The following is a 25,673-nucleotide window of genomic DNA, read 5'->3' as shown; positions in this document are numbered from 1 at the left end:
GGTACCGAGTGGAATGCGTACGAAAATCGCCGGGCTCAAGGTCGATGGTGCCGCGCCGGATGATCAGGTGCGGCGCTCGCCCGCCCGGTACCGGACCTTCGGCACCGAGGGCGCAACGGGGACGGCGCTCGTCGCCGGGCGTGGTGGTGACCAGTCGAGACGGATCCGGTCAGTGCCGTACAGCCAGGTGGCGTCACGTACGGCCCTCCTTCACTTGCCGAAACCGGCGGTCAGCCCGCTGATCAGCTGGCGGCGGCCGAGGATGTAGAGGGCGAGGATCGGCAGCGTGGACAGGACGACCGCGGCCAGGATCGCGGGGACGTTGATCGTGAACTCGCCCTGGAAGCTCCACACGAACAGCGGCAGGACCCGTTTGTCGGGGCTCTGAGTGAGGATCAGCGGGAAGAGAAAGCCGTTCCAGACGTTGAGGGCGTCGTAGATCGTGACCGTGATCAGGGCGGGGCGGGACAGCGGCACGGCCAGGCTCCAGAGCATCCGCCAGTGGCCGGCGCCGTCCGCGCGCATGGACTCGTACAACTCGTCGGGGATGTCGCGCAGGAAGTTGACCAGGATGATCACGGTGAGCGGGATCGCGAAGGCCGCCGAGGGGAGCACGATCGCGGGCAGGGTGTCGTACATCTGCGCCTTGGCGATCAGGTAGTACACCGGGATGATCGTGGCCTGGAGCGGGATGGCGAGTCCCAGCAGGAAGACGCTGAACGCCCAGCGCAGCGCGCGGCTGGTGCCGCGGACGATGGCGTACGCGGCAAGGAATGACACGGCTAGGGTCAGCAGCGTCGCACCGACGGTGACCAGGGTGCTGTTGAGGAGGTAGTGGGTGAAGCCGCTGTCGAGGACCAGGCGGTAGTTGTCCAGGGTGGGGCTGGTCGGCAGGGCGAGCGGGTTGGCGTCGAAGAAGCCCTCGCGGGTGCGCAGGCTGGTGACGACGACCCAGTAGACCGGGACGAGGACGACCACCAGCCAGAGCACACCGCCCAGGGCGCCGAGGGGGTTGGTGCCGCGCAGCCGGGCCGGACGGCCGGGTGTCCCCGCGGTCGTCGGTGTCGGGCGGGCCGAGGAGCCGGTGGACGGGGCGTGGGAGAGCGCGGACATCACATTCCTGCCTGCTGGCTGCGCATCCGGCTGAAGCCGGAGAACCGGAGAAGGGCGAGGGAGAGCAGAAGTCCTGCCAGGACGAGCACCACGGAGATGGCGCTGGCGAGGCCCATCTCGTTGCTCTGGAAGCCGGTGATGTACATGTCGAGCGGCAGGATGCGGGTGGCGTAGCCGGGGCCGCCGCCGGTGAGCACGAAGACGAGGTCGAAGTAGGTGAGCGAGCCGACGACCATCAACGTCGACGACGTGACGATGGTGTAACGCAGCTGGGGCAGGGTGATGTGCCAGAACTGCTTGAGCCGGCCCGCGCCGTCGATCGAGGCGGCCTCGTACAGGGATGCCGGGATCTGCCGGGCTCCGGCCTGGTAGAGCAGCGTGTGGAAGGGCACGAACTGCCAGGCGATGACGAACACGGCGGCGTAGAAGGCCAGTTGGGGGTCACCCAGCCAGTCCTGTCCGAGGATCGGCAGATCCAGAGCCGCGCCCAGGCCGAAGTTGGGATCGAGCAGGTTCTTGAAGATGACGGCGATGGCGGCCGTGGAGATCAGCAGCGGGACGAAGTAGAAGACGGCGAGCAGGGCGCGGTAGCGCTGTTTGCCGGCCACGAAGATGCCCAGCAGGAGGCTGATCGGGGTCTGCACGATCCAGGAGAACACCATCATCTTGGTGGTGAGCCACAGGGCGTGCCGGGTGACGTCGCTGGTCAGTGCCGTACGCCAGTTGTCGGCTCCCGCCCACGCCGGGCTGCCAAGTCCGTCCCAGCGGGTGAAGCTGAGGTAGACGACGATCGCCATCGGGACGAGCGCGAAGAGGGCGAAGAGCAGCAGGGCGGGCAGGGCCATGAGGAAGGGCGGGCCGCCCTGCCGAGCCGACGGGGACACCTTGGCGGTGCTCACTTCGCCGCCGCCCTGTCCATCTGCGCGCAGAACTGCTGCGGGCTGATCTGACCGAGGAAGAGCTGGTCGAGGTGGGTGAGCAGGTCGTTGCCGAGTTCAGGGGTGAGGGCCTGGTCCCAGGAGAGCTGGAAGCTCTTGGCGTCGCGGGCGAGTTGGTAGACGTACGTCGTCCAGTCGGCGTTGTCGGTGGCCTTGAGCTTGGTGTCCAGGTCCTTCACCGGCGGCACGTCGCCGTTCTTGAGGAGGTTGTCGACGTAGGTGTCGTTGTAGACGCCGTCCTTGAGGTACGACACCGCTGCCTTCTTCTCCTTGGCACTCGCCTGTGCGGACAGGGAGAAGAAGTTGGCCGTGTTGCCGACGATGTTCGTCGCGTCGCCCTTGCCGCCGGCGACGGCCGGGAAGCCGGTCCAGCCCAGGTAGCCCTCGGAGACGAACTTCGGCGAGCCGCTGTTGATGCTGCCGTACCCCCAGCTGCCCTGGAGGATCATCGCGGCCTTGCCGGTGTACAGCTGGGCCTCGGCCTGGCCGGTGTCGGCGGAGACGGAGGTGAAGCCCTTGGCGAAGCCGCCGACGTCCACCAGCTGCTTGATCATCTCCGCGGCCTTGAGGACAGCCGGGTCGGACCAGGCGCCCTTCTTGCCGGCGGCGATGTTCGCGAAGGTCTCGGGTCCGCCGACGCGGTCGACGAGGTACTCCAGCCACATCAGGTCCGGCCACTTGGACGCGCCGCCCATGGAGATGGGGGCGATGCCCTCGGCCTTCAGCTTCTTCACCAGGGCCAGCAGGTCGTCCCAGGTCTTCGGCGGCTGGGCGCCGGCCTTCTCGAACAGCTCCTTGTTGTAGTAGAGCACCACGGGCTGCACGCCGTTGACGGGAACGCCGTAGACCTTGCCGTCGAAGGTCGCGGACTTCAGCACCGAGGGGAAGATGCGGTTCTTCCACTCGGGGTTGGCGTCGAGATCGGAGGTGAGCTCGGCGACCTTGCCCGCGTCCACGTAGCTCTTCAGCCCGCCACCGCCCCAGTTCTCGAAGAGCACGGGACCGTTGCCGGCACCGACAGCCGTCCGCAGCTTCTGCTTGTAGGGGTCGTTCTGGAAGTACTGGTAGGTGATCTCGCTGTCCGGGTGTTCCTTGTTCCACTCCGTGGCCGAGGCCCGGAAGGTCGCCTCTGAGCCCTGGGTCAGCGCCCAGGCCAGCGTTCCGGCTCCGCCGCCGCCCGCGGTGCGCCCGCTGCTGCCGCAGGCGGAGAGGGTGAGGGTCAGGGCTGCCGCCGAGGCGGTGATCAGGACACGGGAGGGCATTCTCGGGGTCATCATGAGCTCCTTCGGCTCGTCAGAGGTTCGATCGCGCGGGACGGCTCGTCTGGCTCGTCGGATGCGGAGCGGAGAGCGCGGCTCGAAATTTTTCGAAACCTCTGCGTTTTCTGGCCGACAAATTAGGCGCGGGGCTGTCGCCGGTCAAGACATAGGTGTCGAGGAATTTTTGCCTTCCCCCAGCGCTGGAACCTCGCGAAAGGTTGCGCTACCTTCCCCGTAAACCAGCGAAAGGACCAGCATGGCGAAGAGAGCCGTCGAGCGGACAACCCTGACCGGTATCGCCGAGACGGCCGGGGTCTCGGTGGCCACGGTCTCCAAGGTGGTCAACGGCCGCAGTGACGTCTCGCCCGAGACCCGGGCGCGCATCGAGAGGCTGCTGGTCGAGCACGACTACGTGGCTCGCGGGCCGGGCGGTGCGCAGTCACCGGTGCGCACGATCGACCTGACCTTCGACGAGCTGGTCAACCCCAACAACCTCGTGATCACGCAGGGTGTGACGGAGGCCGCGGCCGAGGCCGGAGTCGATGTCGTCATCGGTACGGCGCCCGACGACCCGCTGGGCGCCGCCTGGGCCCGGAAGATCACGAACGCCGGGCGGGAGGGCGTCATCCTGGTGACGTCGGAGCTGACCGCTCGGCAGCGGGCGCAGTTCGCGCACCACGGCGTCCCCGTGGTGCTGATCGACCCGATGAACGTGCCGGACGAGAGCATTCCGAGCATCGGCGCGACGAACTTCAGCGGCGGCATGGCGGCGACCGAGCACCTGCTGAAGCTCGGCCACCGGCGGATCGCGATGATCGAGGGGCGGCACGACGCCGTCTGCAACACCGCCCGCCTGCACGGCTACCAGGCCGCACTCACCGGGGCCGGCCTCACGCCCGACCCCCGCCTCATCAAGCGGGGTGCCTTCCGGTTCGAACCCGCCTACCAGGCCGCCCTGGAACTCTTCGCCCTGGACGAGCCGCCCACCGCCGTGTTCGCCGGCAACGACCTGGAGGCGTTCGGCGTCATCGAGGCCGCCCGCGTCCACGGGCTGCGGGTACCGGACGACGTCAGCGTCGTCGGTTTCGACGACACCGCCGCGGCCCGCACCTCCGCCCCTGCCCTGACCACCGTCCGGCAGCCGTTCATCGAGATCGGCCGTGCCGCGCTGCGCACGCTGCTGCGCCTCGCCGCCGGCGAGCCCCTGGACAGCCACCGGGTGGAGCTGGCCACCCAGTTGGTGGTGCGGGCCTCGACCGCGCCGCCGCCCGCCCACTCCTGAATCCGCCGCGCCCCACACCACCCCGAGGAACGCATCATGACCACACCTTGGGCCGATCCGGCCTGCCCGCGTGACGACAGGGTCGAGGCCCTGCTCGCGGAGATGACCCTGGAGGAGAAGCTCGCGCAGCTCGGCAGCGCCTGGCCCGGCGTCGAACGCGTCAGCGGCAACGTCGCCCCGATGCAGGACGTCTTCGCCCGCCACACCAACTTCACCGAGGCCAGGAAGGACGGACTCGGCCACCTCACCCGCCCGTTCGGCACCAAGCCGGTCGATCCGAGCGAGGGAGCACGGCAACTCGCCTCCCTGCAGCGTGAGTTGATGGACAGCACCCGACTGGGCCTGCCCGCCATCGCCCACGAGGAGTGCCTGACGGGCTTCACCACCCACCACGCCAGCGTCTTCCCCACCGCGCTCGCCTGGGCGGCCAGCTTCAATCCGGACCTCGTCGAACGCATGGCCCACGCCATCGGCACGAGCATGCGCCAGGTCGGCGTCCACCAGGGCCTCTCCCCCGTCCTCGACGTCGTACGCGACTACCGCTGGGGGCGCGTCGAGGAGACCCTCGGCGAGGACCCCTACCTGGTCGCCACCATCGGGACTGCCTATGTGCGCGGCCTGGAGGGCGCCGGGATCGTCGCCACCCTCAAGCACTTCGCCGGCTACTCCGCCTCGAAGGGCGCCCGCAACCACGCGCCCGTCTCCATGGGCCCGCGGGAGTTCGCCGACGTGATCCTGCCGCCGTTCGAGACGGCGATACGTGAAGGCGGCGCCCGCTCGGTCATGAACTCGTACGCCGACGTGGACGGGATGCCGGCCGGGGCCGACCCCTCCCTGCTCACCCGGCTGCTTCGCGAGGAGTGGGGATTCGAGGGCACGGTCGTCTCCGACTACTGGTCCATCGCCTTCCTGCGCACCATGCACCGCATCGCCGCCACCGAGGGCGAGGCCGGAGCCCGCGCCCTCGCCGCGGGCATCGACGTCGAACTCCCCGACACCCTCTGCTACGGCGAACCCCTCGCCGAACTCGTCCGTGAGGGCACCGTCTCCGAGGACCTCGTCGACCGGGCCGTACGACGCGTGCTGCGCCAGAAGATCGAACTGGGCCTGCTGGACGTCGGCTTCGACCCGGACACCACCGCGGACGGCCCCATCGACCTGGACCCCCCGACGCACCGGGCCATCGCCAGCGAGCTGGCCGAGCAGGGCATCGCGCTACTCGACAACCGGGACGGACACCTCCCCCTGGCGCCGGACACCGGGTCCCTCGCCCTCATCGGCCCGTGCGCCGGCGACGCCAACGCCTTCTTCGGCTGCTACTCCTTCCCCAACCACGTCCTGCCCCATCACCCGGGCCACGACAATGGCATCGAGGCCCGCACCCTGCTGGACGCGCTGGCGACGGAGCTGCCCGGCATCCGTATCGCGTACGAACAGGGCTGCCCGGTCAAGGCCATCGACCACAGCGGGTTCGACACGGCGGTGGCGGCGGCCCGGCAGGCGGACGTCTGCGTCGCCGTGGTCGGTGACCGCGCCGCCCTCTTCGGCCTCGGCACCTCAGGCGAGGGCTGTGACGCGGAGGACCTCTCCCTGCCCGGCGTCCAGGACGAACTCGTCGAGGCCCTGCTCGCCACCGGCACCCCGGTCGTCCTTGTCGTCGTCTCCGGCCGCCCGTACGCACTCGGCGCCTACGCCGACCGCGCGGCCGCCGTCGTCCAGGCGTTCTTCCCCGGCGAAGAGGGCGGCCCCGCCCTGGCCGGAGTGCTCTCCGGGCGCATCAACCCGTCGGGCAAGCTGCCAGTGCAGGTCCCGCGGACGGCGGGCGGCCAGCCCGGCACTTACTTGCACGCCCCGCTCGGCGGCAACACCCAGGGCGTGAGCAACCTCGACCCCACCCCGGCCTACCCCTTCGGGCACGGACTGTCCTACACGAGTTTCGCCTACGACGGGTTCGCGCTGAGCGCCGAGGAGATTCTCACCGACGGCGAGGTCGAGATCAGCTGCCTGGTCCGCAACACCGGCGACCTCCCCGGCTCCGAAGTCGTCCAGCTCTACACTGCGGATCCGATCGCCCAACTCCCCCGCCCCGTCACCCAGTTGACTGGCTTCGCCCGCCTCCACCTCGCCCCCGGCGAGCAGCGCGCGGTCACCTTCCGTCTGCACGCCGACCGCCTCGCCTACACCGGACCCGACCTGCACCGCATCGTCGAACCCGGCGAGATCACCGTCATGGTCGGCACCTCCAGCACCGACATCAGGCTCACCGGCGCCCTTCACCTCACCGGTCCGACCCGCCGCGTCGGACACGCGAGGGTTCTGCACACGCCCGCGCGTATCGGCTGAGCCCTCGATCCCCTCTCCGATCGCCCGGGACCTGGGCTCACCCCCACGTCTCGGGCGGTCGGAACCCGGACGATGCGAAAGGAGCGCTCCGCTTGGACGTATTAGTTGCAACACCCATCGTTTCGCTACGCCGAGGAACACGTGAACACAAAGACCAGGCCGACGCCGCTGGTGAGCGGCGGCGGCCGGGAATAGGCGCGGCGACTTCGTGGGCGCTCACGACCCGTGGGTATCGCACGACCGTCAACTGCTTCTCGGACCGTCAATCGGCCGAGCAGGTCGTCAAGGACATCGAGGCCGCCGACGGCGGCCCTTCGCCCTGCAGGGCGAAGCAGGCGGCCCCACAGGCTGTCGACCTGCCGCGGCGCACCGCGGCCGAGGGGCGCCTCGACGTCCTGGTCTGCAACGCCGCCCCCACTTCACCCCCACACCGGTCCAGACCCTCGCCTGGGCGTGTTCCAAGCGAAGCTGACGGGCGAAGTGGCTCCGTCAACATCCTGACCCTGCTAGTAACTGCCGACTCGGCGGATGCGCATCGTGGGAATGGAACAGCTCGTCACCCAGGCGCGCACAGCCCTCGCCGAGGAGCCCACGGTCGAGGACTCCACGCGTCTGCTGCGTCCAGCCATGTCTGTCCGTCACCCCTGAAGGGGAAATTCGGTTACCCGGAGAATGGCTTGCAGGGGAAATCCCTTCCCCTCACAGCGCGCTCTTCCAATGCGAGGCTTGGTCACGTAGCGAGCAAGGCATTCGAGGAGCCCTCATCACCATGTCTCATTCCGGTCGCCATTGCCTTTAACTCGGGCTACGGCCACACGGCCGTCATCGCAGAAGCCGTGGCGCAGCGGAAGCCGCCGCCGGAGTGGTCTCCGTACCGTGGACACCATCACCGACGAGCAGTGGGCGCAGCTGGACGCCACTGACGCTATCGTCTTCGGTGCCCCCACCTACATGGGCACCGCCTCCGCCGCCTTCCACGCCTTCGCCCAGGCGAGCACCAAGCGCTGGTACTCGCAGGCCTGGACGGACAAGCTCGCCGCGGGCTTCACCAACTCCGGAACCAAGAACGGCGACAAGTCGTCCACTCTGAGCTACTTCGCCACCATGACCGCCCAGCGCGGCATGCACTGGATGCCCTGGGTCTGTAGCCGGGCTGGGCCTCCACCACGGGCAGTGAGGACAACATCAACCTGCTCGGCTTCTTCCTGGGTGCCGGCGCCCAGAGCCCAACCGACGCCGGCCCGGAAGCGGTCCACACGTCGGACCTACGTCGATGTCCCGTACTCGGCGAATCGGACTGATTTTGGCATGGTGGCTCCTCACAGCCCCAGAATTCGCTCGGCGTTGCCGTGCGCGATGCGCGCGAGGTCGGCCGGTGCGTACGGTGCGGAGCGCAGGAACGCCACCGCTTCGGCGCTGGACTCGAACGGGTAGTCGATGGAGAACAGCACCCGGTCGGCGCCCACGGCATGGACGGCTCCCAGCAGCGCGGCATGCGACATGACTCCGCTGGTCGTGACGTATACGTTGTTCCGCAGGTAGTACGAGGGCAGGTGCTGCAACCGGTGCTCGGCGGGCACCTGGTCGTAGCGGCTGTCGAGCCGGGCCATCTGGAACGGCAGCAGCTCACCCATGTGCCCCAGCATCACCGACGCGCGCGGGAACTGGTCGAACACGCCGCCGTAGATCAAACGGAGCGCATGGGCACCCGTCGTCGCGGTCCAGCCCCAGGACGGTCCGACCAGCACCGGATACCCGTCGAAGACATGCCAGTTGTCGGCCGGGATGACAGCCGGATGCAGATACAGCGTCACACCCAGGCGCTCCAGCTCCGCCCACACCGGCCTGAACTGCGGCTCGTCCAGGTAGTGCCCTCGGACATGGTCGTTGTACAGCACGCCCTTGAGCCCGAGTTCCTCCACCGCCCGGCGCAGTTCCGCGACCGCGGCCTTCGGGTCCTGCAAGGGAAGGGTGGCGAAGCCCGCGAAGCGGGTCGGATGCGCGGCGACCGCCTTGGCCAAGTAGTCGTTGATCCGCCGTGCGGCGGCCACCGCCTCCGCGGGATCCTCGATCACTTCCACGCCCGGCGTGGAATATGAGAGAACCTGGACATCGACGCCGTTGGCATCCATGTCCGCAAGCCGCAGCTCGGTCAGATCGTCCAGGCGCCGGAACCACTCCTGCTTGATCTCCTCCGGCACGGCCATGTGCTGGCGGATCACTTCCTCCTGCCGGATGGCTCCAGGAATGGAGAACGCCTCTTCCACGGCCACAATGCGCATCTTTGCCTCCGGAGTATGGGGGTGGTGTTTCGAGCCACCCCCGGGTCGGGTCGTCGGGTGTGGCGTCGGCTGCTGCTTGGGGTCGGCTCCCCGGACACCGGCGACCGTCGTCGATACACGGCTGCCGGGTGCCGCCCCGGCTGCCTGCGCGGGCGATCCCGCGACCAGACCGCCAACCACGGCGGCTCCCGACGCAGCGGCGGTCGCGGCGATGAATCTTCGCCGGGTGGACTCGGCAGGAGGCTTGGTGCGGGGCTCTCCGGGCGGAGTCATCGTTTGGAAGGAACGGTCGTCAGGCATGTCCACTCTCCCTCTGGGGCGCGCGAATGATGGTCAGGGCCGCGCCAATAGCTGTTGCACTCCGCGCGGGGGCGCGTCGTTCGCGAGTGGCCCATGGCCCTTCGAGTCATAGCCGTTGAAGGCACGGCGGAAGGCAGGCGGTGGGCTGGACCGGCTGATCGCTGCTGGCTGGTCGTGGTCGGCCCGCAGAGTCGGCGGGGCCGCGTAGCGACCGGACCCGAGCGCGAGTGGGCCCTCTTGGGCCGGGGCCAGACCCAACGAGGTCAGACGGTCATCTCGGCGGGTCGCTGGCGCGTGCCCCTGTATCTCACCTGACTATCAGCATCTGGACAGCGGAGATGTCGCCTCTTGTCGCTCCAGAGCACTCCGGGTGACGTGGGGCTGTGACCCATTCCCCTCTCTTGAACTGGAGCCAAGCTAGCTCTAGGGTACTTTCCAGTCAACACCAGTGACTGAAGCCAGATAGGCTCGGTCCTTTCTCATGACTCGCAGTCAAGAACTGAGGCGGTCTGCCAACCCGCACCGACCACCACGGCCAGGCCACACAACGGGCCACCTGACTGGTCGGTCTGCCGGTCCGCCCCCGGATGAGCCTCCTGGCCGTGATCCGCTCGCACCCGGTGTCACCGGGCGGGTGGTGCGGGCGGCTGCTCCGGGCCTGCGATGAACCGCGTAACGATCTGAAGGAACGTGAGAGTGGAACAGACCATGATGGCGGTCCGCCTGTTCGAACACGGCGGCCCCGAGGTGCTCAAGTACATCGAGGCGCCGATGCCCGAGGTCGGCCCCGACGACATCTTGATGCGCGTACACGCCACGGCCGTAAACAGCTGGGATCTCCGGTACCGCGCGGGCAACCTGCCGCAGCCTCTCCCGGGACGGCCACCGTGGCCCCTGCCGTTCCAGCTCGGCCGGGACGCGGCCGGTGAGATCGTCGCCACCGGCGAGAACGTCACGCGGTGGCACCCCGGCGACCGGGCGGTGCAGCTTCCGCACCCGCCCTGCCGCATCTGCGCCCTGTGCGTCCGCGGGCTCGAAAACCTGTGCATCGACACCGCCTACCCCGGACACCAGGTCTTCGGCGGATACGCCCAGTACGTCGTGCGCCGCCAGGACGCCATCCTGCCCATCCCCGACGGCGTCGACTACGAGACGGCCGCAGCCACCATGTGGACCTACACCACCCCACTCAACTGCGCGCGGCAAGCACCCGTCGGTCCCGGCGACACAGTGGTCATCACCGGCGCCAGCGGCGGGATGGCCATCGCCTGCGCACAATTGGCGAAGCTGAGCGGAGCCACCGTCATAGGCACCACCACCAAGCCGGACCGCGACGAAGCGCTCAGGAAGCTCGGCTACGACCACATTCTGCACTCCACCGATCCCCGACTCCCGGCACAGGTCAGAGAGCTGACCCACGGCCTGGGCGCCGACGCCGTCTGGGACTGTGTCGGAGGCAATGACTTCTTCCAGCTCTCGCTTTCCTGCACACGGCTCGGTGGCACGGTCATCGTGCTGGGCACACCGACCGACCAGGGATCCCGGCTGGAGCTGGACGCACTCGCCCTCATCGGCCAGCAGGTGACAATCGCCAGCGTGCGCGGCGCCACCCTGCGGGACCAGCAGCTGTGTCTGGAACTGTTGGCGGCCGGAAAGATCAACCCGATCATCGACCGCGCCTACCCCCTGGAGGAAGCGGCGCAGGCCCACGCATACCTGGAAAGCCAGCGCCAGACCGGAAAAGTCATCCTCCTGCCCTGATACTCCCGGTGTGGGCCGGTTGCCACCCTCGCCAAAGGCGGTCTCCTCGGTGAGCCAGGCGTCCAGGGCGGAGTCCTGACCTTCGGGGACGCTGCGGCCGGCGCCACTGTTCCACTCTGTCGCCACGTGCTCGCGGGTCCATGAGGCCCGCGCTGAAGGCGAGGAGTTGGGCGACGGTGAGGGTCATGCCCTCACCTGCCGTGGGACTCGTGGGAAGTCGTGGGGCCCCACCGCTGCTCGCTGCGCGGCCCCACCCGTGGTGTGCGTTCAGGCGCTCTCCAGTAACAGGTTGAGACGACGGTGACCACCACCGTGCCGGGCAGTACGGGGACGTTGCCGCGGACGAGGTGGTGTCGGCGAGGGCGGCGATGCGGGCAGGCCGAACGCCCTCTCCCGCTGCGGCCGGTCGGGCCAGGCTGCGCACGGTGCGTGCGGCGCGCCGCTCCGGCATCACGGCCCAGTCCATGGGAGCCGCAGTGAACCAACTCGTCGAGCGAGAACTGCTGCGACGCGAACCGCATCCGACCAGCCGCCGCAGCATGCGCCTGCGACCGCCGACGGACACGGCGGCCGCTCGTGCCACGTCGATCGCGAGGGAGATCGAACGGGAAGCGACCTCGCCGCTCTCCCCGGACGACGAGGAACACGATTCACCGTCTGGTCGAGGAACTGAACCCCGACGCCCTCGCCATCGATACTCGATCCCTGAACCAGGCCCGGCCGTCCAGCGGATGCCACTTCCGGATCCGGTGCGTCGACGCAGGCGGAGTCACCACGCGGACCGCGCGACGTGCACCGGTGCGCCGCGAGCGAAAGGACGGAAAGCCATGAGCCATGCCGAAAGCCGTCCGCCGTCCTGCGGTTCCATCCGCGGTCGTCCCCGCAGCAAGGCCGTGGGACAGGCCATCCTGGAAGCCGTGATGAAGCTTTTCGAGGACGGCGTCCCGTTGGCCGACCTCTCCGTCGAGCGCATCGCTCGCACCGCCGGCGTCGGCAAGGCAGCCATATACCGCCGCTGGAGCGACAAGGAGGATCTCTTCGTCGATGTCATCCGCGCCGCCGAGCCCGCCGAACGAGAACTCCCCGGTAGGTCGATGCGGGGCGATCTGGTCGTTCTGCTGGAGTCACTGCGCCAACGCACTCTGGCCAGCCGCTCGTCGGCGATCCTGCACAACGCGCACACCCAGATGAGAAGCAGCCCGAAAATCTGGGCCGCCTACCACGCCGGCGTGATCACCCCCCGGCGCGACCTCGGGCTGAAGGTCCTCCGGCGAGGCCGGCTGAACGGGGAACTCCGTCAGGACGTCGACTTGGAACTGGCCATCGACATGCTCGTCGGCCCTCTGCTCATCCGCTCGTTCATACGCCACGACCCCGACCTCCCGGATGGACTGCCCGAACAGATCGTCGACGTCGTCCTCCACGGCCTACGGCCTGTCAGCTCCCCGCGCAATTAAAGGCGTAGGCACCCGAAAGCACGGCCGCTGCCACCCTCGTCCGCCGCCTGGCACCCGGTTGGAGCGCGAACCCGAGAGGTGTCTTCCCTCCACCTGGGAGGTCCCCGACTGCGTCGAGAACGCTCAGCCTCGCGCGGCGAACGCGGTGGCCGCTTCCGCGAAGGATGTGGGTTCCCGGCCGAGTAGCATCCGCAGGACGTTGCTGTTCCCGCGCAGGCCGTGCCGGTCGTAGTCCTGCCACATGGCGCGCATGTCCGAGGCCTGGGACGCGGAGTCCGCCACTCCCGGCGGGAGCGGTGCGTCCGCCCAGTGCACCGTCCGCGCCTCCAGGTCCACGCCTCGTGCCCGCCCGGCGACGCGCACCGCTTCGGCCAACGTCTGGGCAGGTCCGGCTACTTCGTAAGTCGCCGAGTCGTGCCCCTGCTCGGAGAGCACCTTGACGCCTGCTTCCCCGAGGTCACGCAAGTCGATGAACGAGAACTCGTTGTCGACGTTGAACGGCACCTGGACGGGGCCGGCCGGAGCCCTCCCCCACGTCGACAGGACGATCTGCGCGAACATCGAGGGCTGGAGAATCGTCCAGTTCAGCCCCGAGGCCCGCACGGCGGCCTCGGCGTTCGCCTTGCGCAGGTGGTGGCGCAGCCCGGGGGTGTGCGGGTGGAGGACGGACAGGTACACGAACCGGCGCGCGCTCGCGTGCTCAGCCGCCTCAAGTGCCCTGATCGCGAGCACGTCTTCCTCCGGGTGGAACGCCGGCGGAATCATGAACACGAAGTCGGCGCTCTCCAGCGCCTGACGGACGGTGTCCGGCTTCTCCAGGTCGGCCTCGACGATGTCGTCCACGCCCAGGGCAGCCACTCGGTCCCGCCCTGCCGGGCCGTGCACCATGGCCCGGACCCGGAACGGCGCTCGCAGGGCGGCCTCCAGCACGTATGTACCGCAGAGCCCGGCCGCCCCGATCACCGCGATCAGGGGCGGCTCCTTGCTGCGTACGGCTTCTGATTCGGACACTTTCCGGCTTCCTCCCGCTGTTGTGAGCCGACTCCGCGGAGCCGTGACGCGCTGGTGCGTCGGGTCAGGGATTGATGACGGTCATCCACATGGGGTCGTCGACGCGTTGCTGTATCGCGTCCATGGCCTTGAGCGCTTCGGTGAGCGGGAACCGGTGAGTGATGAGTTCGTCTGCCGTGAGGGCTCCCGTCGCCAGCAGACTCAGGACGTCCGTGGCGTCCTGGCGGGTGTAGGCGCGCGTGGAGACGAAGCGCCAGCAGTGCATCATCAGGGCGATGGGGGGCAGCGCCAGCGGGGTGGTGTTGCCGCCCATGTGCACGAGGGTGCCGCCGGTGGCCATGGCGGCCATCGTCTGGCCGAGGGCGGGACCCTCCGGGATGAAGTCGATGACGGCATGGGCGCCCTCGGGTGCCAGCTTACGCAGCCGACGGGTGAGGGTGCCGTCGGTCGGCCATTTCTCGGGGAGTTCGTCGAGTGCGACGACGCCGACCGGTATGTCGCCGGCGAGTCCGGCGACGCGGTGGAGACGGTCGGCGTCGCGGCCGACGAGGATCAGACGGGCAACACCGAAGTGCTCCGCGAGTTTGACCGTCGCGGTTCCCATGGTGCCTGTCGCGGCGGTGACCACGAGCGTGGCCCGTTCCGGAAGGTCGGCGCACTTGAGTGCGCGCACGGCGTTGGCCAGGTCCTGGACCTTGGCCGCGACGTCGAAGCCGACGGAGTCCGGCAGGGAATCGATCAGCCAGTGCGGGACACGGACGTACTCCGCGAGTCCGCCGTTGTGGTACTGCTCGTACAGGGGCATCGGAGCATCGCCGAAGGCGGCGTGGCCGAGCATGGCCTGCTGGGCGCACATCATGTCCCGGTCGGTACGGCAGTACTCGCACTCACGGCAGTTCAGCAGGGGGTGCACCCGCACCCGGTCGCCGACCGCGTGGCCGGTGACGTCGCGGCCGACGGCGGAGATGACGCCTGCGGCCTCGTGGCCGAGTGTGGTGGGCAGGTGCTTGAGCGCTCCCATCCGCAGCAGGCGCATGATGCCCGGCGCCAGGCCGGCGGAGGCGACCTTCACGACCACGTCGAGCGGACCCGGGTCGGGGACGGGCACCTCCTCCAGGACGAGTGCTTCGGCACCCTGGTGCGCACGCAGGGCAAGCATCGTGGCCATCAGCGGACCTCCACGGTGAGGCTCGGGAGCCGTTCCGGCGTGTACGCGTCCGCCGTACGCGCGGTCTCGGCGACCTGGGGCAGTTCCTGGTGCGAGAGAAGACTGACGTAGTCACCGGGCTCGGTCACGACGCTGCTGTGGGAGATGCCGAGCGGGATGCGCACGAAATCACCCGGCTCGAGGTCGACGATGCCCCGCTGGGTGATCAGCGTGCGGTGACCATGGGCCTGGTACTGGATCTCGTCGGCATCGAGGGTGCGCCGGTAGCGGCGCTGCCCGCCAGGAACGGTGGTGACCATGCCGAGGCGGATGCGATCGGTCGAATACAACCAGGTCACGTCCTGACCGGGATCGGCCCGCAGCACCGTCATCCGCCGGTCCTCCTGGTGCACCTGCTCGAGCAGGAGCTGTTCGTCGGCCCCGAAGACGGTGATGTCGTGGCCCGCCGCGGCCATGCACTGCGTGATCGCCTCGTTGGTCTCGCCGGGCTGCCAACCGGGGAACGGCGGGATCATGGCCTCTGACTCCCGCTGGGCCGTTGCGAGTTCGGTGACCGGTGCGGGGATGTAGAACAGCAAGTGGCTGTCCTCGCGGCCGTAGTTGTCGTGGGCGACGCCGCGCGGGATGCGGGAGAACTCGCCGGTCTGGAACTCGATCACACCGAGCTCGGACATAAGCGTCCGCTCGCCGCCGATCTGGTAGGAGATTTCGTCGACGTCGCAGTTGCGGTGGTAGAACGGCTGCCGGCCGTCCATTTTCTGCCACTCGACACGGATCTCATCGTTCTCGTAGACACCGCGCGGCGGGGCGAACGCCTCCGGCTCGTACTGCTGCGGATAGTGCACCACGGTCAGCGGTGGGTGCTCCCCCCACAACTTGACGGGCACCTTCGGGGGATGCGGCGGCGAGAGCAGCAGGTGCTCGTCGCGGACGATACTGCGCAACGGATGGTCGGAGCCCAGAACCATGACGTCTTCAACGACACTCACGGGGACCTCCTTGTCCTTGGGTGAAGGGGTGGATCGACTCTGGTGACGGGGTGGGAACGCGTGCCGCAGCCCCTTGCCCCAAGCCTGTGGCAGTGGTCACCTCTTTCGGCCCCAGTACATCTCGATGCCCTTCCATTCCATCAGCTGAGGGCTGTCGACCTTGTCCCCGAACGCCTCGCGGATCTGCTCTCCGGAGTAGTAGGGGATGTCGTCCACGGGGACGTGCGCGAAGAGTTTGTCGAACCACTGCCGAAGGTGGACGTCAGAGTTGATACGGGAGGTGAACGTCGTTCCCTTGAGGACCGCTTCGGCCAGCACGATGCGTCGGCCGGGCTTCATCACTCGCAGCAGGTCCGCGGCCGTCTCGTGCCAGTCGTCGGAGTGTTGTGTGGCCTGCAACACGGCGACGCAGTCGTATGCCTCATCGTCCACCGCGTCCGTGTACGACCAGCGCCAACAGCCGATCTGGCCGTTCCGGCCGGGGACCTTGCCCAGGACGGCGTTCCGTCCGTCCTTGATGATCTCCACGGTGTCGATGACGCCGTCCGGCCCCACAATGGCCTGCATGTCCTCGACCCATCCGGCGGGCGCGATGCCCTCACCGATGAGCAGAACCCGGTCTCCGGCACGGAGTTCGAGGAGACCGTAGACGATCTCGGAGATCGGCCGGGCCAGCTCCTGCCAGATGTACGGCAGCCCACCGGCGATGGCCATGGCCATCTCCCATTTCACCCGCTGGTCGACGTCGTGGATTACCGAGCCGAAACGCTCCTCGTCCCACGGCTGGATGTATTTCCAGGGGTCTCCGCCGCCGAAGCTGTCCTCGGCTTGTGTACTCATGTCATGGCCTCCGTAGCCTGCCGGAATCGTGTGATGAAGGCGGCATTTCTCCGGCTGGAATGCCGCCTCGCAGCGCCCTGTCCGTCAAGCGCAGATGTTGCCGAGGGTGCCGATGCCTTCGATCTCGATACGCACCTCGGTGCCGGACCGCAGGAAGAGTCCCTGCTTGTGGCCGACACCGGCGGGGGTTCCGGTGCTGATCACGTCGCCGGGTTCGAGGGTCGTCTGCCGAGAGAGATAGGAGACCAGCGCGGGAACAGGGTGGATGAGCTGCGAGGTGCGTGCGTCCTGCCGCAGCTCGCCATCGACCCAGGTGCGCAAGTGCAGGTCGTCGGGGTCGGGGAATTCGTCGAGTGTGACCAGGGCGGGCCCCATGGGGGTGAAGGTGTCGAAGCTCTTGGCGGCGGTGACATCTGCCGCCCGGCCGGGGATCCGGCCCTTCTGCACGTCACGGGCGCTGACGTCGTTGACGATCGTGAAGCCGGCGACGAAGGCGTACGCCTCCGCCTCGGACACGTCGGTCGCGCGTCGGCCGATGACGACCGCGAGCTCGCCTTCGTAGTCGACCTCGTCGGGGGCCGCCTTCGGGAAGCGGATCTGTTCGCCCGTGCCGATGACCGATGACGGCGCCTTCAGGAAGACGACCGGCTCCTCCGCCGCGCCGTTGTAGTCCACCTCGGTGCGGTGGTCGGCGTACGCGTAGCCCACCGCCCAGATCTTCGAGGGCCGGGGGACGGGAGCGAGGAGCTGGATCTGCGTCGTAGGCGCACGGTCGCGGACCGCGGCCACGACCAGGGCGCCGAGGTCGAGGCCGCCCTGCAAAGCCGTACCGAGGTCGGTCGTGTCGACGTCGAGCAAGGCGATGCTCTCGCCGTCGTCCTCCAGCCTGCCAATTCCCTTGACCGTGCTGACGAGCCTGGTCACAGGGCCACCGCCCGGTTGTCGAGACGTAGCAGCTCGCGCTCGGGATCGCCGGCACGGTAGCGGGCGGCGAAGCGGTCGGGGTCCAGTTCCAGCCCGGAGGGATTTGCGGCGAATGCGGGCCCGGACATGAAGGCCACCTCCTCCTCGAAGGTGGCGAAGTTGGGGCAGGAGAACTCCACGATGTTCCGGTCCGGGTCGCGGTAGTAGAAGCTGGTGGCCTGGCCGTGGTTGGCCGCACGGTGCGGCCGCACTCCGATGGAGGCCATGTGTCCGTGCTGGGAGATGAGGTCGCCCAGGGCGCTGACGCCGAACTGGAAGTGGTGCAGACCGGGTCCGGAGGACTCCGTCTCGCTCAGGCTTTCGACGCCGAACAGGGCGAACACCTGGCTGTGCGGGGCGTCCGTGATGCGGAAGAAGCCCAGCCGGACGTCGACCGCCCGCTCGGGCATGCCGGCGGGGCGCGGCAGGGCGTCCGGGTCGGGGATCCGCTCGTAGAACGGGCCGTGCCCGAGGACGTGCCTGTAGAAGGCAGCCATGTCGTCGTAGCGCGCGGTCTTGAGCACCAGCTCTGTGAGCTGCAGCGCGACGGCTTGCGTCCCGCCGGCCCCTGTCTCGGCCTGAGGGGTCGTCGTCATCGTGAGGGCCTCCTTGCCCGTCAATCTTTGGGGCGCAACGGCCTTGAGGTACGGCGCGTGATGCACCGCTCGCCGCGGTCCAGGACTTAAGCACCATCGGGCTGCCGCATATCGGCAGTCACGTGGACGCTCCGCCGTCTGCGAGCAGGTCGATCCCGGCAGAGGCCCGGCCTCCGTCGAAGTCGTGGTGGTATCCGACAACCAGAGCCAGGCGACAGCTCCCGGCATCGCTGCACTCAGTGGGAGTCACCAAGACGCTCCCTCTCTCTTGAACCCAAGACGAGCTTAGCACCGCACACGAGCGGTCAGAAGTCTTGTGTTTTTCCAGGTCTTCCCTATGACGACATGCTCGTGTAACTCTGACCCCGGTTCAAGAGATGGGGCCATTAACGCTCCGACCCTTACTCAGGAAGGCAGATCTTCAATGTCCGATCAGCACGAGAGAGCCGCATCCCGGCGCGTCCTGGTCGTGGGAGCAGGGCCTGTAGGCCTCGCCCTCGCGACCGAGTTGGGATGGCGTGGTATACCGGTCACCGTGATCGATCAGGGCGACGGCCACGTGCCCTTTCCCGCAGGCGAGGCGATTTTTTCGCGCACCATGGAACACCTGCGCCGCTGGGGCTGCGCGGAAGAAGCACGCACGGAGTCCGCACCGCCCCCGGACTACCCGCACCGCACGGTGTTCGCCACCTCCGCCACGGGACACGTCCTCACCGAATTCGACTACGGGGTCAGCAACCAGTCCGCGGGCGTGTACACCCCGCTGACGCCGGAGGGTCCCGCGTTCCTGTCCAAGTTCTCCTTCGTTCCGTTGCTCGCCCGCACGGCCAGCGAACTGCCGGGCGTCGAGATCAGGTACGGCACTCGCCTGGAGACGATGGAGCAGGACTTGGAGGGCGTCCGGGCCGTGGTGCGCGACGTGGCGAGCGGCGCCACCGAGACGCTCGCCGGCGCGTACCTGGTGGCCTGCGACGGAGGCCGCAGCGGCATCCGCCGAGCGCTCGGCATCGAGTTCGAGGGCATGTTCGCCCAGGGGCACAATTTCGCTGTGCACTTCCGTGCGCCGCAGCTACTGGACCTGCTGCGGGAGCGGCTGGGCGGCCCCGCGGTACAGATCCACACCCTGTCATCGGCACGCAGGCCTTACATCACTGTCGTCAACGGCGTGGACGAATGGCGGCTCTCGGTCTACCTGGACGAGGAGCCCGACCTCGACGACGCGGTCGCCTGGGTGCACGAGGCCGCCGGTGCGCCGATCGACGTGGAGATCCTCGCGGCACAGCCCTGGAGCGGACATTGCGTCGTGGCCCGCACCTACCGTGACGGGCGGGTCTTCCTCGCGGGCGACGCGGGGCATCTGTTGTGGCCCAAGGGCGGCTTCGGCGCCAACACCGGGATCGGCGACGCCGTGGACCTCGGCTGGAAGCTCGCCGCGACCCTGCAGGGATGGGGAGGCCCGGCGCTCCTGGACAGCTACGAACAGGAGCGGCGGCCGATCGCCGTCCGCAATGTCACGGAAGCCTCCAGCAACTGGAGAGCCGACGCGCAACTCGTCCCCGATCCGGTGCTCGACCGCATGGACGCGGAGGGCGAACGGCTCCGCCGCGAGCTGGGCGAGGAGATCCGCCGGTCCCGGGCCAAGGAGTTCCGCTGCACGGGGGTCCAGCTCGGCTACCGCTACAGCGGCTCCCCGATCTGCCTGCCTGACGGCAGTCCGGAGCCGCCCGACGAGCCGGACGAGTACGTGCCGTCGACGTGGCCCGGCTGCCGCGCACCGCACGTCTGGCTGCCCGACGGCACGTCGGTGCTCGACCACTTCGGACGCGGGTTCACGCTCGTGGTCTCGGGCTCCGCGGACCCGACGCCGCTGGTGCAGGCCGCCCGCGGGTGTGGTGTGCCGTTGACAGTGCTGCGCCTCGCCGATCCAGCTGCCGCGGAGCTGTACGAGCGGCCACTCGTCCTCGTCCGCCCGGACGGCCACGTCGGCTGGCGGGGTCGGCAGGCTCCCGTGGATCCTGTAGCCGTGCTCGACATGCTCCGCGGGGCGACGCTACCGTCCCAGGAGGCCAATGCGGCCGGTGCAGGGCAGGTGGTACCAGCAGGAGCCGGGACTCACCTCGTCTGAGGTACCGCGCTCAGCGCTTGCGCCCCTTGGTCGCTGAACTTCTGGCCACGACGGACTCCAGCAGAAACCGGATCATCTCGTGGGCCGGTCTGTTCCAGTCGTTGGGTACGTGCGCCCCTTCGAAGACGGCGATCGCGACATCGCGGACGAGCTCGGCATCGATGTCAGGGGTGTCGTCGAGGCCGCGCTCGGCCATGAACTCGTCGACCAGGCCGACGATCCATTTCAGGAAGGTGTTGTGGGCCTCGCGAACTGCCTCGGAATGGGGAAGCCGGTCGTGCATGGCCTGGTGCAACGGCCGGGAATAGCGCATGTCGGACAGCCCGCGCACCAGGCGGCTCAGCGGGTCGGCACCGGCCTGCTCCTCGTTCAGGATGCGGATCTCGCGACTGAGCATGCGGTTGATGACGGCGGCGAAGATGTGGTCCTTGGAGTCGAAGTACCAATAGACGTTGCCCCGGGCCACGCCGGCGGCGGAACTGATGTCCGCCATCGTCGTCTTGTCGTAGCCCTTCGCCAGAAAGAGCTCAGTGGCCGCGGCTAGCAGATCACCCGTGCGCTCCTCCCGGGGAATCTGTTGGCGGTTCCGCGGCATCCCGACTCCTCCCGTGAGTTCACCCCATCTCACGTGAGTCTAGACACCCGGCAGACCGCCCCCGCCCCAGGAGAAGGAGTGCTGTGCCCACCGGGCCCCAGCCAGGAGCCCCTGTGGTCACCGGTGGCACAACACAAGGCACCTTGCAATCGGCGCTGAGTTACTAGGCCAACGACGTTCCTCCAGGCCGCCGCCCGTCGCTTCACTCCACAGTGGGACGGGCGAGGCCGTGGTCGTAGGCGAAGATCACGGCCTGGATGCGGTCACGGGCGCCGATCTTGGCCAGGACACGGCCGACGTGCGTCTTGACGGTGGACTCGGACAGCACGAACCGCGTGGCGATCTCCCCGTTGGTCCAGCCTTTGCCGACCGCTACGAGGATCTCGCGTTCACGCTCGGTCAGCGAGGTGAGTCTCGGGTCCTCGGCGGGGTCGGAGCGGTGCGAGGGGACGTACTGGGCGAACTCCTCGAGGAGGCGGCGGGTGAGGGCGGGCGCGATGACGGCGTCGCCGGAGGCGACCGCGCGGATCCCGGCGAGGAGTTCCTCGGGGCGCGCGTCCTTGAGGAGGAACCCGCTCGCGCCGGCCCGCAGGGCCGCGTGGACGTACTCGTCGAGGTCGAAGGTGGTGAGGACGAGGACATGTGAGCGACCGCCGGCGGCGACGATGCGGCGGGTGGCCTCGATGCCGTCCATACCCGGCATACGGACGTCCATCAGGACGACGTCCGGGCGCAGTTCGGCCGTCTTGCGGACCGCTTCGGCGCCGTGGGCGGCCTCACCGACGACGTCGGTCTCGGGGACGGAGTCCAGGAGCAGGTGGAAGCCGTAGCGTTGCAGTGGCTGGTCGTCCACGATGAGCACGGTGGTCACCGGTCACCGCCGCTTCCCGGCGTGAGGTCGAGGACGGCCTCGACGCTCCACCCTCCGTCGTCCGCCGGTCCCGCGCTGACAGTGCCGCCGTACAGGGCCGCTCTCTCCCGCATGCCCACCAGGCCGTGTCCTTCCTCGTTCGGCGGTCCGGACGGTGCGGCCGGGCCGGTGTCCTGGACCCGGATGGTCAGCCGGCTGTCCTCGACGAGGATCGCCAAGTGCACCCGGGTGCCGGAGTCGGCGTGCTTCAGGGTGTTGGTGAGGGCTTCCTGGACGATGCGGTACACCGTCAGCTGCACCCCGCTGTCCAGGGCGTCCAGCTCCCCGGAGGTCCGGTAGACCACCTCCAGCCCGGCGGAGCGCACTGTGGCGCACAACGCGCCGATGTCCACGACGCCTGGCTGCGGGCTGAGTTCGGGCCCGTCCGGGGGCCCGCCCGCGGCCTCGCGCAGCACACCGAGCACCCGCCGCAGCTCGCCGAGGGCCTGTCGGCCGGTGTCGCCGATGAGCTGCAGGGCCTCCTTGCCCCGCGCGGGCTGGAGGTCACTGGCGTATGCGCCGGCGTCGGCGAGGGTGATGATGACGGACAGGTTGTGGCCGACGATGTCGTGCATCTCGCGGGCGACACGGGTGCGTTCGGTGGCCGTGGCCAGTCTGCTGCGCTGGTCGCGCTCGATCTCCAGCCGGGCCGCCCGCTCGCGCAGTCCGGCCAGTTGGGCCCGGCGGATGCGGACCATCAGGCCGAGCGCGAGGGCTGCGGTCGCCGTGCTCAGCAGAAAGAACAGCGCCTCCCACACGGACACGGCCGCGGAGGCGCGCACCGCGACCAGCACCATGGCGCCCGCCGTGACCGCACAGGCCCAGGGCAGCTGCCGCAGCCGCCCGTGCAGGGCCAGGCTGTACAGCGCGATCAACAGGGCGATGTCCGCGCGCATCGCGGCACCCAGGGACCACTGCAGGACGAACACCACGGCGATGACACCGAAGGCCACCACGGGCTTGCGCCGCCGCCACAGCAGGGGCAGTACCAGACCGACCTGCAGGACCAGCATTCCCGCGATGGGCAGGTGAGTGAAGGCGACCCGGACACGGGGCGGGCTGTCGGCGTCACCGACGCCGTCGTGGATCAGGTCGGGCAGGCAGAACATCAGGAAGACCAGGACGACGACCGCGGTGTCCAGGACCCAGGGATGTGTCCGGTCGGCATGGCGCAGCCGCTGGCCGCCCCGGGAAAGTCGGGCGACCAGCGGTCCCATCCCGCTGATGTCATCGGTGGTCACGGACGTCACCTGTCCATGGTGCGGGCGTCAGACGTCACTGCGCACGAGCCGGTACGCCGCGCCGCCCAACGCCAGCACGGTCCAGCACAGGAACACCAGCAGCCCGGCGCCCGGCGACAGGGTCGTGGAGTCGTGGGTCAGGGAGAACATCGCCTGCCCCGCGTTCGACGGCAGGTAGGGGCTGATGCCGTCCTGCCAGGAGCTGGGCAGCAGGGAGATCAGGCCGGGGATCAGCATCAGGGAGGCCACCAGGACCGAGATCCCGCCGGCCACCGACCGCAGCATTGCGCCCAGGGCGGTGCCGATCACCCCGACCAGGCCGAGGTAGAGCCCGGCGCCCAGCAGACTCCGCAGGACACCCGGGTGCGAGAGGCTCATGGCCGCGGGCGTGCCCGAGACGATTCCGCTCCCGATCAGGAAGGTGAGGAACCCACCCAGCGTCCCCACCACCAGCGCGACCAGCCCGAACACGGCCGCCTTGGACCACAGCACGGGCAGTCGGCGGGGCACCGCCGCCAGCGTCGAGCGGATCATGCCGGTCGAGTACTCGCCCGCCGTGACCAGCACGCCGAGGACGCCCAGGGCCAGCTGGGCGAAGTTCGTACCGAAGAGGGACAGACTCACGGTCGTCGAATCGGCGAAGTCCGAGTCGAGATTGCCCGAGTCGATCCCCGACTTGTAGCGGCTCGCGGCGATCAAGCCGAAGGCCACCACGAACAGCAGACCCAGACCCAAGGTGATCCAGGTCGAGCGCAGAGACCACAGCTTGGCCCACTCGGAGGACAGCACGCGCCGTCCGGTCACCCGGTAGACGGGCCGGGCGGGGGTGGTCCGGGGTTCCTCGGCGGTTGCGGTGAGGGTGCTCATGCGGTCCTCCCGACGGCCTCAAGGGTTTCGATCCCGGTCGTGGAGCCGTGGTACTCCACGGCGTCCCTGGTCAGGTCCATGAAAGCCTCCTCCAGCGATACGGTCCGAGCGCTCAGCTCGAACAGGGCGATCCCGTGCTCGGCCGCCTTCAGCCCAATCTCGCGGGCGGTCAGCCCGGTCACCTGGAGCTCCTCGGAGCCGACCTGGCCGGTGACGTCGACGCCCGGCCCGGCCAAGACGTCCCGCAGCCGCGCCGGGTCCTGCGTCGCCACCTTCACCGTGTCGCCGCCCGCCTCGCGGATCAGGTCCGCCACGGTCGTGTCGGCCAGCAGCCGGCCGCGCCCGACGACGATCAGGTGGTCCGCGACCAGGGCCATCTCGCTCATCAGGTGCGAGGACACGAACACGGTCCGGCCCTCGTCGGCGAGGCCCTTGAGGAGGTTGCGGATCCAGAGCACGCCCTCCGGGTCCAGCCCGTTGACCGGTTCGTCCAGCATCACGGTCTGCGGATCGCCCAGCAGGGCCGCGGCGATGCCGAGCCGCTGGCCCATGCCGAGGGAGAAGGCACCGGCCCGCTTCTTCGCCACGCTGCCCAGCCCGGCGAGGCCGATGACCTCGTCGACCCGGCGGCCCGGAATGCCATGGGTCAGCGCGAGGGCTTTGAGGTGGTTGTACGCCGAGCGGCCCGGATGGATCGACTTCGCCTCCAGGAGGGCGCCGACCTCCTGGAGCGGTGCCCGGTGCTCGGCGTAGTGGTGGCCGTTCACGGTGACGGAGCCGCTCGTCGGGGCGTCGAGGCCGACGATCATCCGCATGGTCGTGGACTTGCCCGCCCCGTTGGGCCCCAGAAAGCCCGTCACCGTGCCCGGCTTCACGACGAAGTCCAGCCCGTCAACGGCCGTCTTCTCCCCGTATTTCTTGGTCAACTGCCGTGCGTCGATCATTCGCGTTCTTTCTGTCGGGCTCCGGCGTCCGTCACTTCGACGCCTCACTGGCAACGCTAAGTGCCGAATCACCCCGGCCCGGTGGTACCGGGAGGCTGATCTGCGCCCTCCGCGTGGTACCGCGGTACTACGCGCCCACCTGCGGTACTTTCCGTCCGCGTCGGCTCCGAGGTGGTCGCAGCAGGCATCCGGCCACCGAGGAGTGCGACCCGCTGACGCCACACTTGGCGCCCCGGCACGTGCGGCGCACTGGGCCCATTCGTTCCGCGCTCTACCAGGCGTAGCTGACGCTCCGTCACGCAATGCTGGATGATGAGGAGCCGATGACCACGGCCCTGACGCAGTTCGCTGCGCTCACACCCGTCATCACGGCGATTCTGGTGACGGTTGCCCCCGAGGCGTTTCGACAGCCCTCGGTGTCGGGAGGGGCTGGCGAGGTCTTCCTCGCTAAGGGTGATCCCAGGGACGGCCATGTTGTCCTGCAGGTGTGACAGAGAGCCTGTGCCAGGAATGGCCAGGGTCGTCGGCGAGGAGGCCAGCAGCCAGGCCAGGCCGAGCTGCGACACGGCGGCGCCATGCCGAGCCGCCACCTGGCCGGCCGCTCGTCGTCGAGTTCCCGTGACCTTTCCGACCGCGCACAAGGAGTCCGAGGTGTAGAGTCGCCCCCGCTCACGCGTTGGGCGGGCCGG

The 25,673-nt window shown here is 68.9% G+C and carries 21 protein-coding genes and 3 pseudogenes; 8 read left to right on the top strand and 16 right to left on the bottom strand.

The window, feature by feature from the left end:
* Positions 1 to 210: 210 nt before the first annotated feature.
* The 3 genes from ABZ027_RS28655 to ABZ027_RS28645 are packed head-to-tail and all read right to left on the bottom strand — an operon-like array spanning position 211 to position 3,328.
* A complete protein-coding gene (locus ABZ027_RS28655; protein WP_356773335.1) occupies positions 211 to 1,113 on the bottom strand; it encodes a carbohydrate ABC transporter permease in 903 nt (300 codons plus the stop codon).
* Positions 1,113 to 1,958 carry a sugar ABC transporter permease gene (locus tag ABZ027_RS28650; protein WP_356773422.1) on the bottom strand — a complete coding sequence of 282 codons (846 nt, stop codon included), beginning with the start codon at positions 1,956 to 1,958 and terminating at the stop codon, positions 1,113 to 1,115. The genes ABZ027_RS28655 and ABZ027_RS28650 overlap by 1 nt, the downstream gene beginning before the upstream one ends.
* A 50-nt stretch (positions 1,959 to 2,008) precedes the next feature.
* Positions 2,009 to 3,328: an extracellular solute-binding protein gene (locus ABZ027_RS28645; RefSeq protein WP_356773334.1), complete on the bottom strand. Its 1,320-nt coding sequence runs from the start codon at positions 3,326 to 3,328 to the stop codon at positions 2,009 to 2,011.
* Positions 3,329 to 3,566: 238 nt separating this feature from the next.
* Here ABZ027_RS28645 and ABZ027_RS28640 point away from each other — a divergent pair, with 238 nt between their 5' ends.
* From ABZ027_RS28640 to ABZ027_RS28630, 3 genes and pseudogenes are all read left to right on the top strand, one after another.
* Positions 3,567 to 4,592 (top strand): LacI family DNA-binding transcriptional regulator, encoded by a 1,026-nt coding sequence (locus tag ABZ027_RS28640; protein ID WP_356773332.1) that lies wholly within the window; start codon positions 3,567 to 3,569, stop codon positions 4,590 to 4,592.
* 36 nt (positions 4,593 to 4,628) lie between these two features.
* Positions 4,629 to 6,935, top strand: a complete 2,307-nt coding sequence (locus ABZ027_RS28635; RefSeq protein ID WP_356773330.1) for a glycoside hydrolase family 3 N-terminal domain-containing protein — start codon at positions 4,629 to 4,631, stop codon at positions 6,933 to 6,935.
* Between the two features lie 776 nt (positions 6,936 to 7,711).
* Positions 7,712 to 8,203, top strand: a pseudogene (locus ABZ027_RS28630) (flavodoxin domain-containing protein); the annotation flags it as partial.
* Between the two features lie 51 nt (positions 8,204 to 8,254).
* On the opposite strand, the gene ABZ027_RS28625 reads toward ABZ027_RS28630, so the two are convergent.
* Positions 8,255 to 9,217: an amidohydrolase family protein gene (locus tag ABZ027_RS28625; protein WP_356773328.1), complete on the bottom strand. Its 963-nt coding sequence runs from the start codon at positions 9,215 to 9,217 to the stop codon at positions 8,255 to 8,257.
* Between the two features lie 996 nt (positions 9,218 to 10,213).
* On the opposite strand from ABZ027_RS28625, the gene ABZ027_RS28620 reads away from it, so the two are divergent.
* From ABZ027_RS28620 to ABZ027_RS28610, 3 genes and pseudogenes are all read left to right on the top strand, one after another.
* Positions 10,214 to 11,278, top strand: coding sequence for a zinc-binding dehydrogenase (locus ABZ027_RS28620; RefSeq protein WP_356773326.1), 1,065 nt, complete (start codon positions 10,214 to 10,216; stop codon positions 11,276 to 11,278).
* Positions 11,279 to 11,646: 368 nt separating this feature from the next.
* Positions 11,647 to 11,805 (top strand): annotated as a pseudogene (locus ABZ027_RS28615) (MarR family transcriptional regulator); the annotation flags it as partial.
* Between the two features lie 300 nt (positions 11,806 to 12,105).
* Positions 12,106 to 12,735: a TetR/AcrR family transcriptional regulator gene (locus ABZ027_RS28610; RefSeq protein WP_356773420.1), complete on the top strand. Its 630-nt coding sequence runs from the start codon at positions 12,106 to 12,108 to the stop codon at positions 12,733 to 12,735.
* Between the two features lie 123 nt (positions 12,736 to 12,858).
* Here ABZ027_RS28610 and ABZ027_RS28605 read toward each other — a convergent pair whose 3' ends face one another.
* The 6 genes from ABZ027_RS28605 to ABZ027_RS28580 form a co-directional block, all read right to left on the bottom strand.
* Positions 12,859 to 13,746 (bottom strand): NmrA family NAD(P)-binding protein, encoded by an 888-nt coding sequence (locus ABZ027_RS28605; protein ID WP_356773324.1) that lies wholly within the window; start codon positions 13,744 to 13,746, stop codon positions 12,859 to 12,861.
* Positions 13,747 to 13,810: 64 nt separating this feature from the next.
* On the bottom strand, positions 13,811 to 14,914 hold the full coding sequence (locus ABZ027_RS28600; protein WP_356773322.1) for an alcohol dehydrogenase catalytic domain-containing protein: 1,104 nt from the start codon (positions 14,912 to 14,914) through the stop codon (positions 13,811 to 13,813).
* Positions 14,914 to 15,903, bottom strand: coding sequence for a hypothetical protein (locus ABZ027_RS28595; RefSeq protein WP_356773320.1), 990 nt, complete (start codon positions 15,901 to 15,903; stop codon positions 14,914 to 14,916). The genes ABZ027_RS28600 and ABZ027_RS28595 overlap by 1 nt, the downstream gene beginning before the upstream one ends.
* Positions 15,904 to 15,999: 96 nt before the next feature.
* Positions 16,000 to 16,743, bottom strand: coding sequence for a hypothetical protein (locus ABZ027_RS28590; RefSeq protein ID WP_356773318.1), 744 nt, complete (start codon positions 16,741 to 16,743; stop codon positions 16,000 to 16,002).
* A gap of 84 nt (positions 16,744 to 16,827) precedes the next feature.
* Positions 16,828 to 17,667: a fumarylacetoacetate hydrolase family protein gene (locus tag ABZ027_RS28585; RefSeq protein WP_356773316.1), complete on the bottom strand. Its 840-nt coding sequence runs from the start codon at positions 17,665 to 17,667 to the stop codon at positions 16,828 to 16,830.
* Positions 17,664 to 18,302, bottom strand: coding sequence for a VOC family protein (locus tag ABZ027_RS28580; RefSeq protein ID WP_356773314.1), 639 nt, complete (start codon positions 18,300 to 18,302; stop codon positions 17,664 to 17,666). The genes ABZ027_RS28585 and ABZ027_RS28580 overlap by 4 nt, the downstream gene beginning before the upstream one ends.
* A gap of 337 nt (positions 18,303 to 18,639) precedes the next feature.
* Here ABZ027_RS28580 and ABZ027_RS28575 point away from each other — a divergent pair, with 337 nt between their 5' ends.
* Entirely contained in the window at positions 18,640 to 20,427 is a 1,788-nt protein-coding gene (locus ABZ027_RS28575) for an FAD-dependent monooxygenase (RefSeq protein ID WP_356773312.1), read from the top strand.
* A 10-nt stretch (positions 20,428 to 20,437) separates the two neighbouring features.
* On the opposite strand, the gene ABZ027_RS28570 is transcribed toward ABZ027_RS28575, so the two are convergent.
* The 5 genes from ABZ027_RS28570 to ABZ027_RS28550 form a co-directional block, all read right to left on the bottom strand.
* Complete coding sequence (locus ABZ027_RS28570; RefSeq protein ID WP_356773310.1) at positions 20,438 to 21,022, bottom strand: helix-turn-helix domain-containing protein; 585 nt, start codon at positions 21,020 to 21,022, stop codon at positions 20,438 to 20,440.
* A gap of 202 nt (positions 21,023 to 21,224) precedes the next feature.
* Entirely contained in the window at positions 21,225 to 21,893 is a 669-nt protein-coding gene (locus ABZ027_RS28565) for a response regulator transcription factor (protein ID WP_356773308.1), read from the bottom strand.
* Positions 21,890 to 23,173, bottom strand: coding sequence for a sensor histidine kinase (locus ABZ027_RS28560; protein WP_356773306.1), 1,284 nt, complete (start codon positions 23,171 to 23,173; stop codon positions 21,890 to 21,892). Before ABZ027_RS28560 ends, ABZ027_RS28565 begins: the two co-directional genes overlap by 4 nt.
* Positions 23,174 to 23,200: 27 nt before the next feature.
* Entirely contained in the window at positions 23,201 to 24,040 is an 840-nt protein-coding gene (locus ABZ027_RS28555) for an ABC transporter permease (protein WP_356773304.1), read from the bottom strand.
* Positions 24,037 to 24,984, bottom strand: a complete 948-nt coding sequence (locus tag ABZ027_RS28550; RefSeq protein ID WP_356773303.1) for an ATP-binding cassette domain-containing protein — start codon at positions 24,982 to 24,984, stop codon at positions 24,037 to 24,039. The genes ABZ027_RS28555 and ABZ027_RS28550 overlap by 4 nt, the downstream gene beginning before the upstream one ends.
* A 323-nt stretch (positions 24,985 to 25,307) precedes the next feature.
* On the opposite strand from ABZ027_RS28550, the gene ABZ027_RS28545 reads away from it, so the two are divergent.
* Positions 25,308 to 25,475, top strand: a complete 168-nt coding sequence (locus ABZ027_RS28545) for a hypothetical protein (protein WP_356773301.1) — start codon at positions 25,308 to 25,310, stop codon at positions 25,473 to 25,475.
* Here ABZ027_RS28545 and ABZ027_RS28540 read toward each other — a convergent pair.
* Positions 25,416 to 25,577 (bottom strand): annotated as a pseudogene (locus ABZ027_RS28540) (aldo/keto reductase); the annotation flags it as partial. The gene ABZ027_RS28545 and the pseudogene ABZ027_RS28540 sit on opposite strands and share 60 nt — an antisense overlap.
* Positions 25,578 to 25,673 lie beyond the last annotated feature (96 nt).

Source organism: Streptomyces sp. NPDC006332 (genome assembly GCF_040612855.1).
In the GTDB taxonomy this organism is placed as follows: domain Bacteria; phylum Actinomycetota; class Actinomycetes; order Streptomycetales; family Streptomycetaceae; genus Streptomyces.
This window is presented reverse-complemented; position numbering and strand designations above follow the sequence as displayed.

What these genes read in the sequence shown, in the direction of transcription:
- ABZ027_RS28610 (WP_356773420.1), top strand. Translation starts at nt 12,106, where the DNA reads ATGAGCCATGCCGAAAGCCGTCCGCCGTCCTGCGGTTCCATCCGCGGT.
- ABZ027_RS28570 (WP_356773310.1), bottom strand. Translation starts at nt 21,022, where the DNA reads ATGCCGCGGAACCGCCAACAGATTCCCCGGGAGGAGCGCACGGGTGAT.
- ABZ027_RS28555 (WP_356773304.1), bottom strand. Translation starts at nt 24,040, where the DNA reads ATGAGCACCCTCACCGCAACCGCCGAGGAACCCCGGACCACCCCCGCC.
- ABZ027_RS28650 (WP_356773422.1), bottom strand. Translation starts at nt 1,958, where the DNA reads ATGGCCCTGCCCGCCCTGCTGCTCTTCGCCCTCTTCGCGCTCGTCCCG.
- ABZ027_RS28580 (WP_356773314.1), bottom strand. Translation starts at nt 18,302, where the DNA reads ATGACGACGACCCCTCAGGCCGAGACAGGGGCCGGCGGGACGCAAGCC.
- ABZ027_RS28635 (WP_356773330.1), top strand. Translation starts at nt 4,629, where the DNA reads ATGACCACACCTTGGGCCGATCCGGCCTGCCCGCGTGACGACAGGGTC.
- ABZ027_RS28575 (WP_356773312.1), top strand. Translation starts at nt 18,640, where the DNA reads ATGACGACATGCTCGTGTAACTCTGACCCCGGTTCAAGAGATGGGGCC.
- ABZ027_RS28645 (WP_356773334.1), bottom strand. Translation starts at nt 3,328, where the DNA reads ATGATGACCCCGAGAATGCCCTCCCGTGTCCTGATCACCGCCTCGGCG.
- ABZ027_RS28550 (WP_356773303.1), bottom strand. Translation starts at nt 24,984, where the DNA reads ATGATCGACGCACGGCAGTTGACCAAGAAATACGGGGAGAAGACGGCC.
- ABZ027_RS28545 (WP_356773301.1), top strand. Translation starts at nt 25,308, where the DNA reads ATGACCACGGCCCTGACGCAGTTCGCTGCGCTCACACCCGTCATCACG.
- ABZ027_RS28640 (WP_356773332.1), top strand. Translation starts at nt 3,567, where the DNA reads ATGGCGAAGAGAGCCGTCGAGCGGACAACCCTGACCGGTATCGCCGAG.
- ABZ027_RS28655 (WP_356773335.1), bottom strand. Translation starts at nt 1,113, where the DNA reads ATGTCCGCGCTCTCCCACGCCCCGTCCACCGGCTCCTCGGCCCGCCCG.
- ABZ027_RS28590 (WP_356773318.1), bottom strand. Translation starts at nt 16,743, where the DNA reads ATGAGTACACAAGCCGAGGACAGCTTCGGCGGCGGAGACCCCTGGAAA.
- ABZ027_RS28600 (WP_356773322.1), bottom strand. Translation starts at nt 14,914, where the DNA reads ATGGCCACGATGCTTGCCCTGCGTGCGCACCAGGGTGCCGAAGCACTC.
- ABZ027_RS28625 (WP_356773328.1), bottom strand. Translation starts at nt 9,217, where the DNA reads ATGCGCATTGTGGCCGTGGAAGAGGCGTTCTCCATTCCTGGAGCCATC.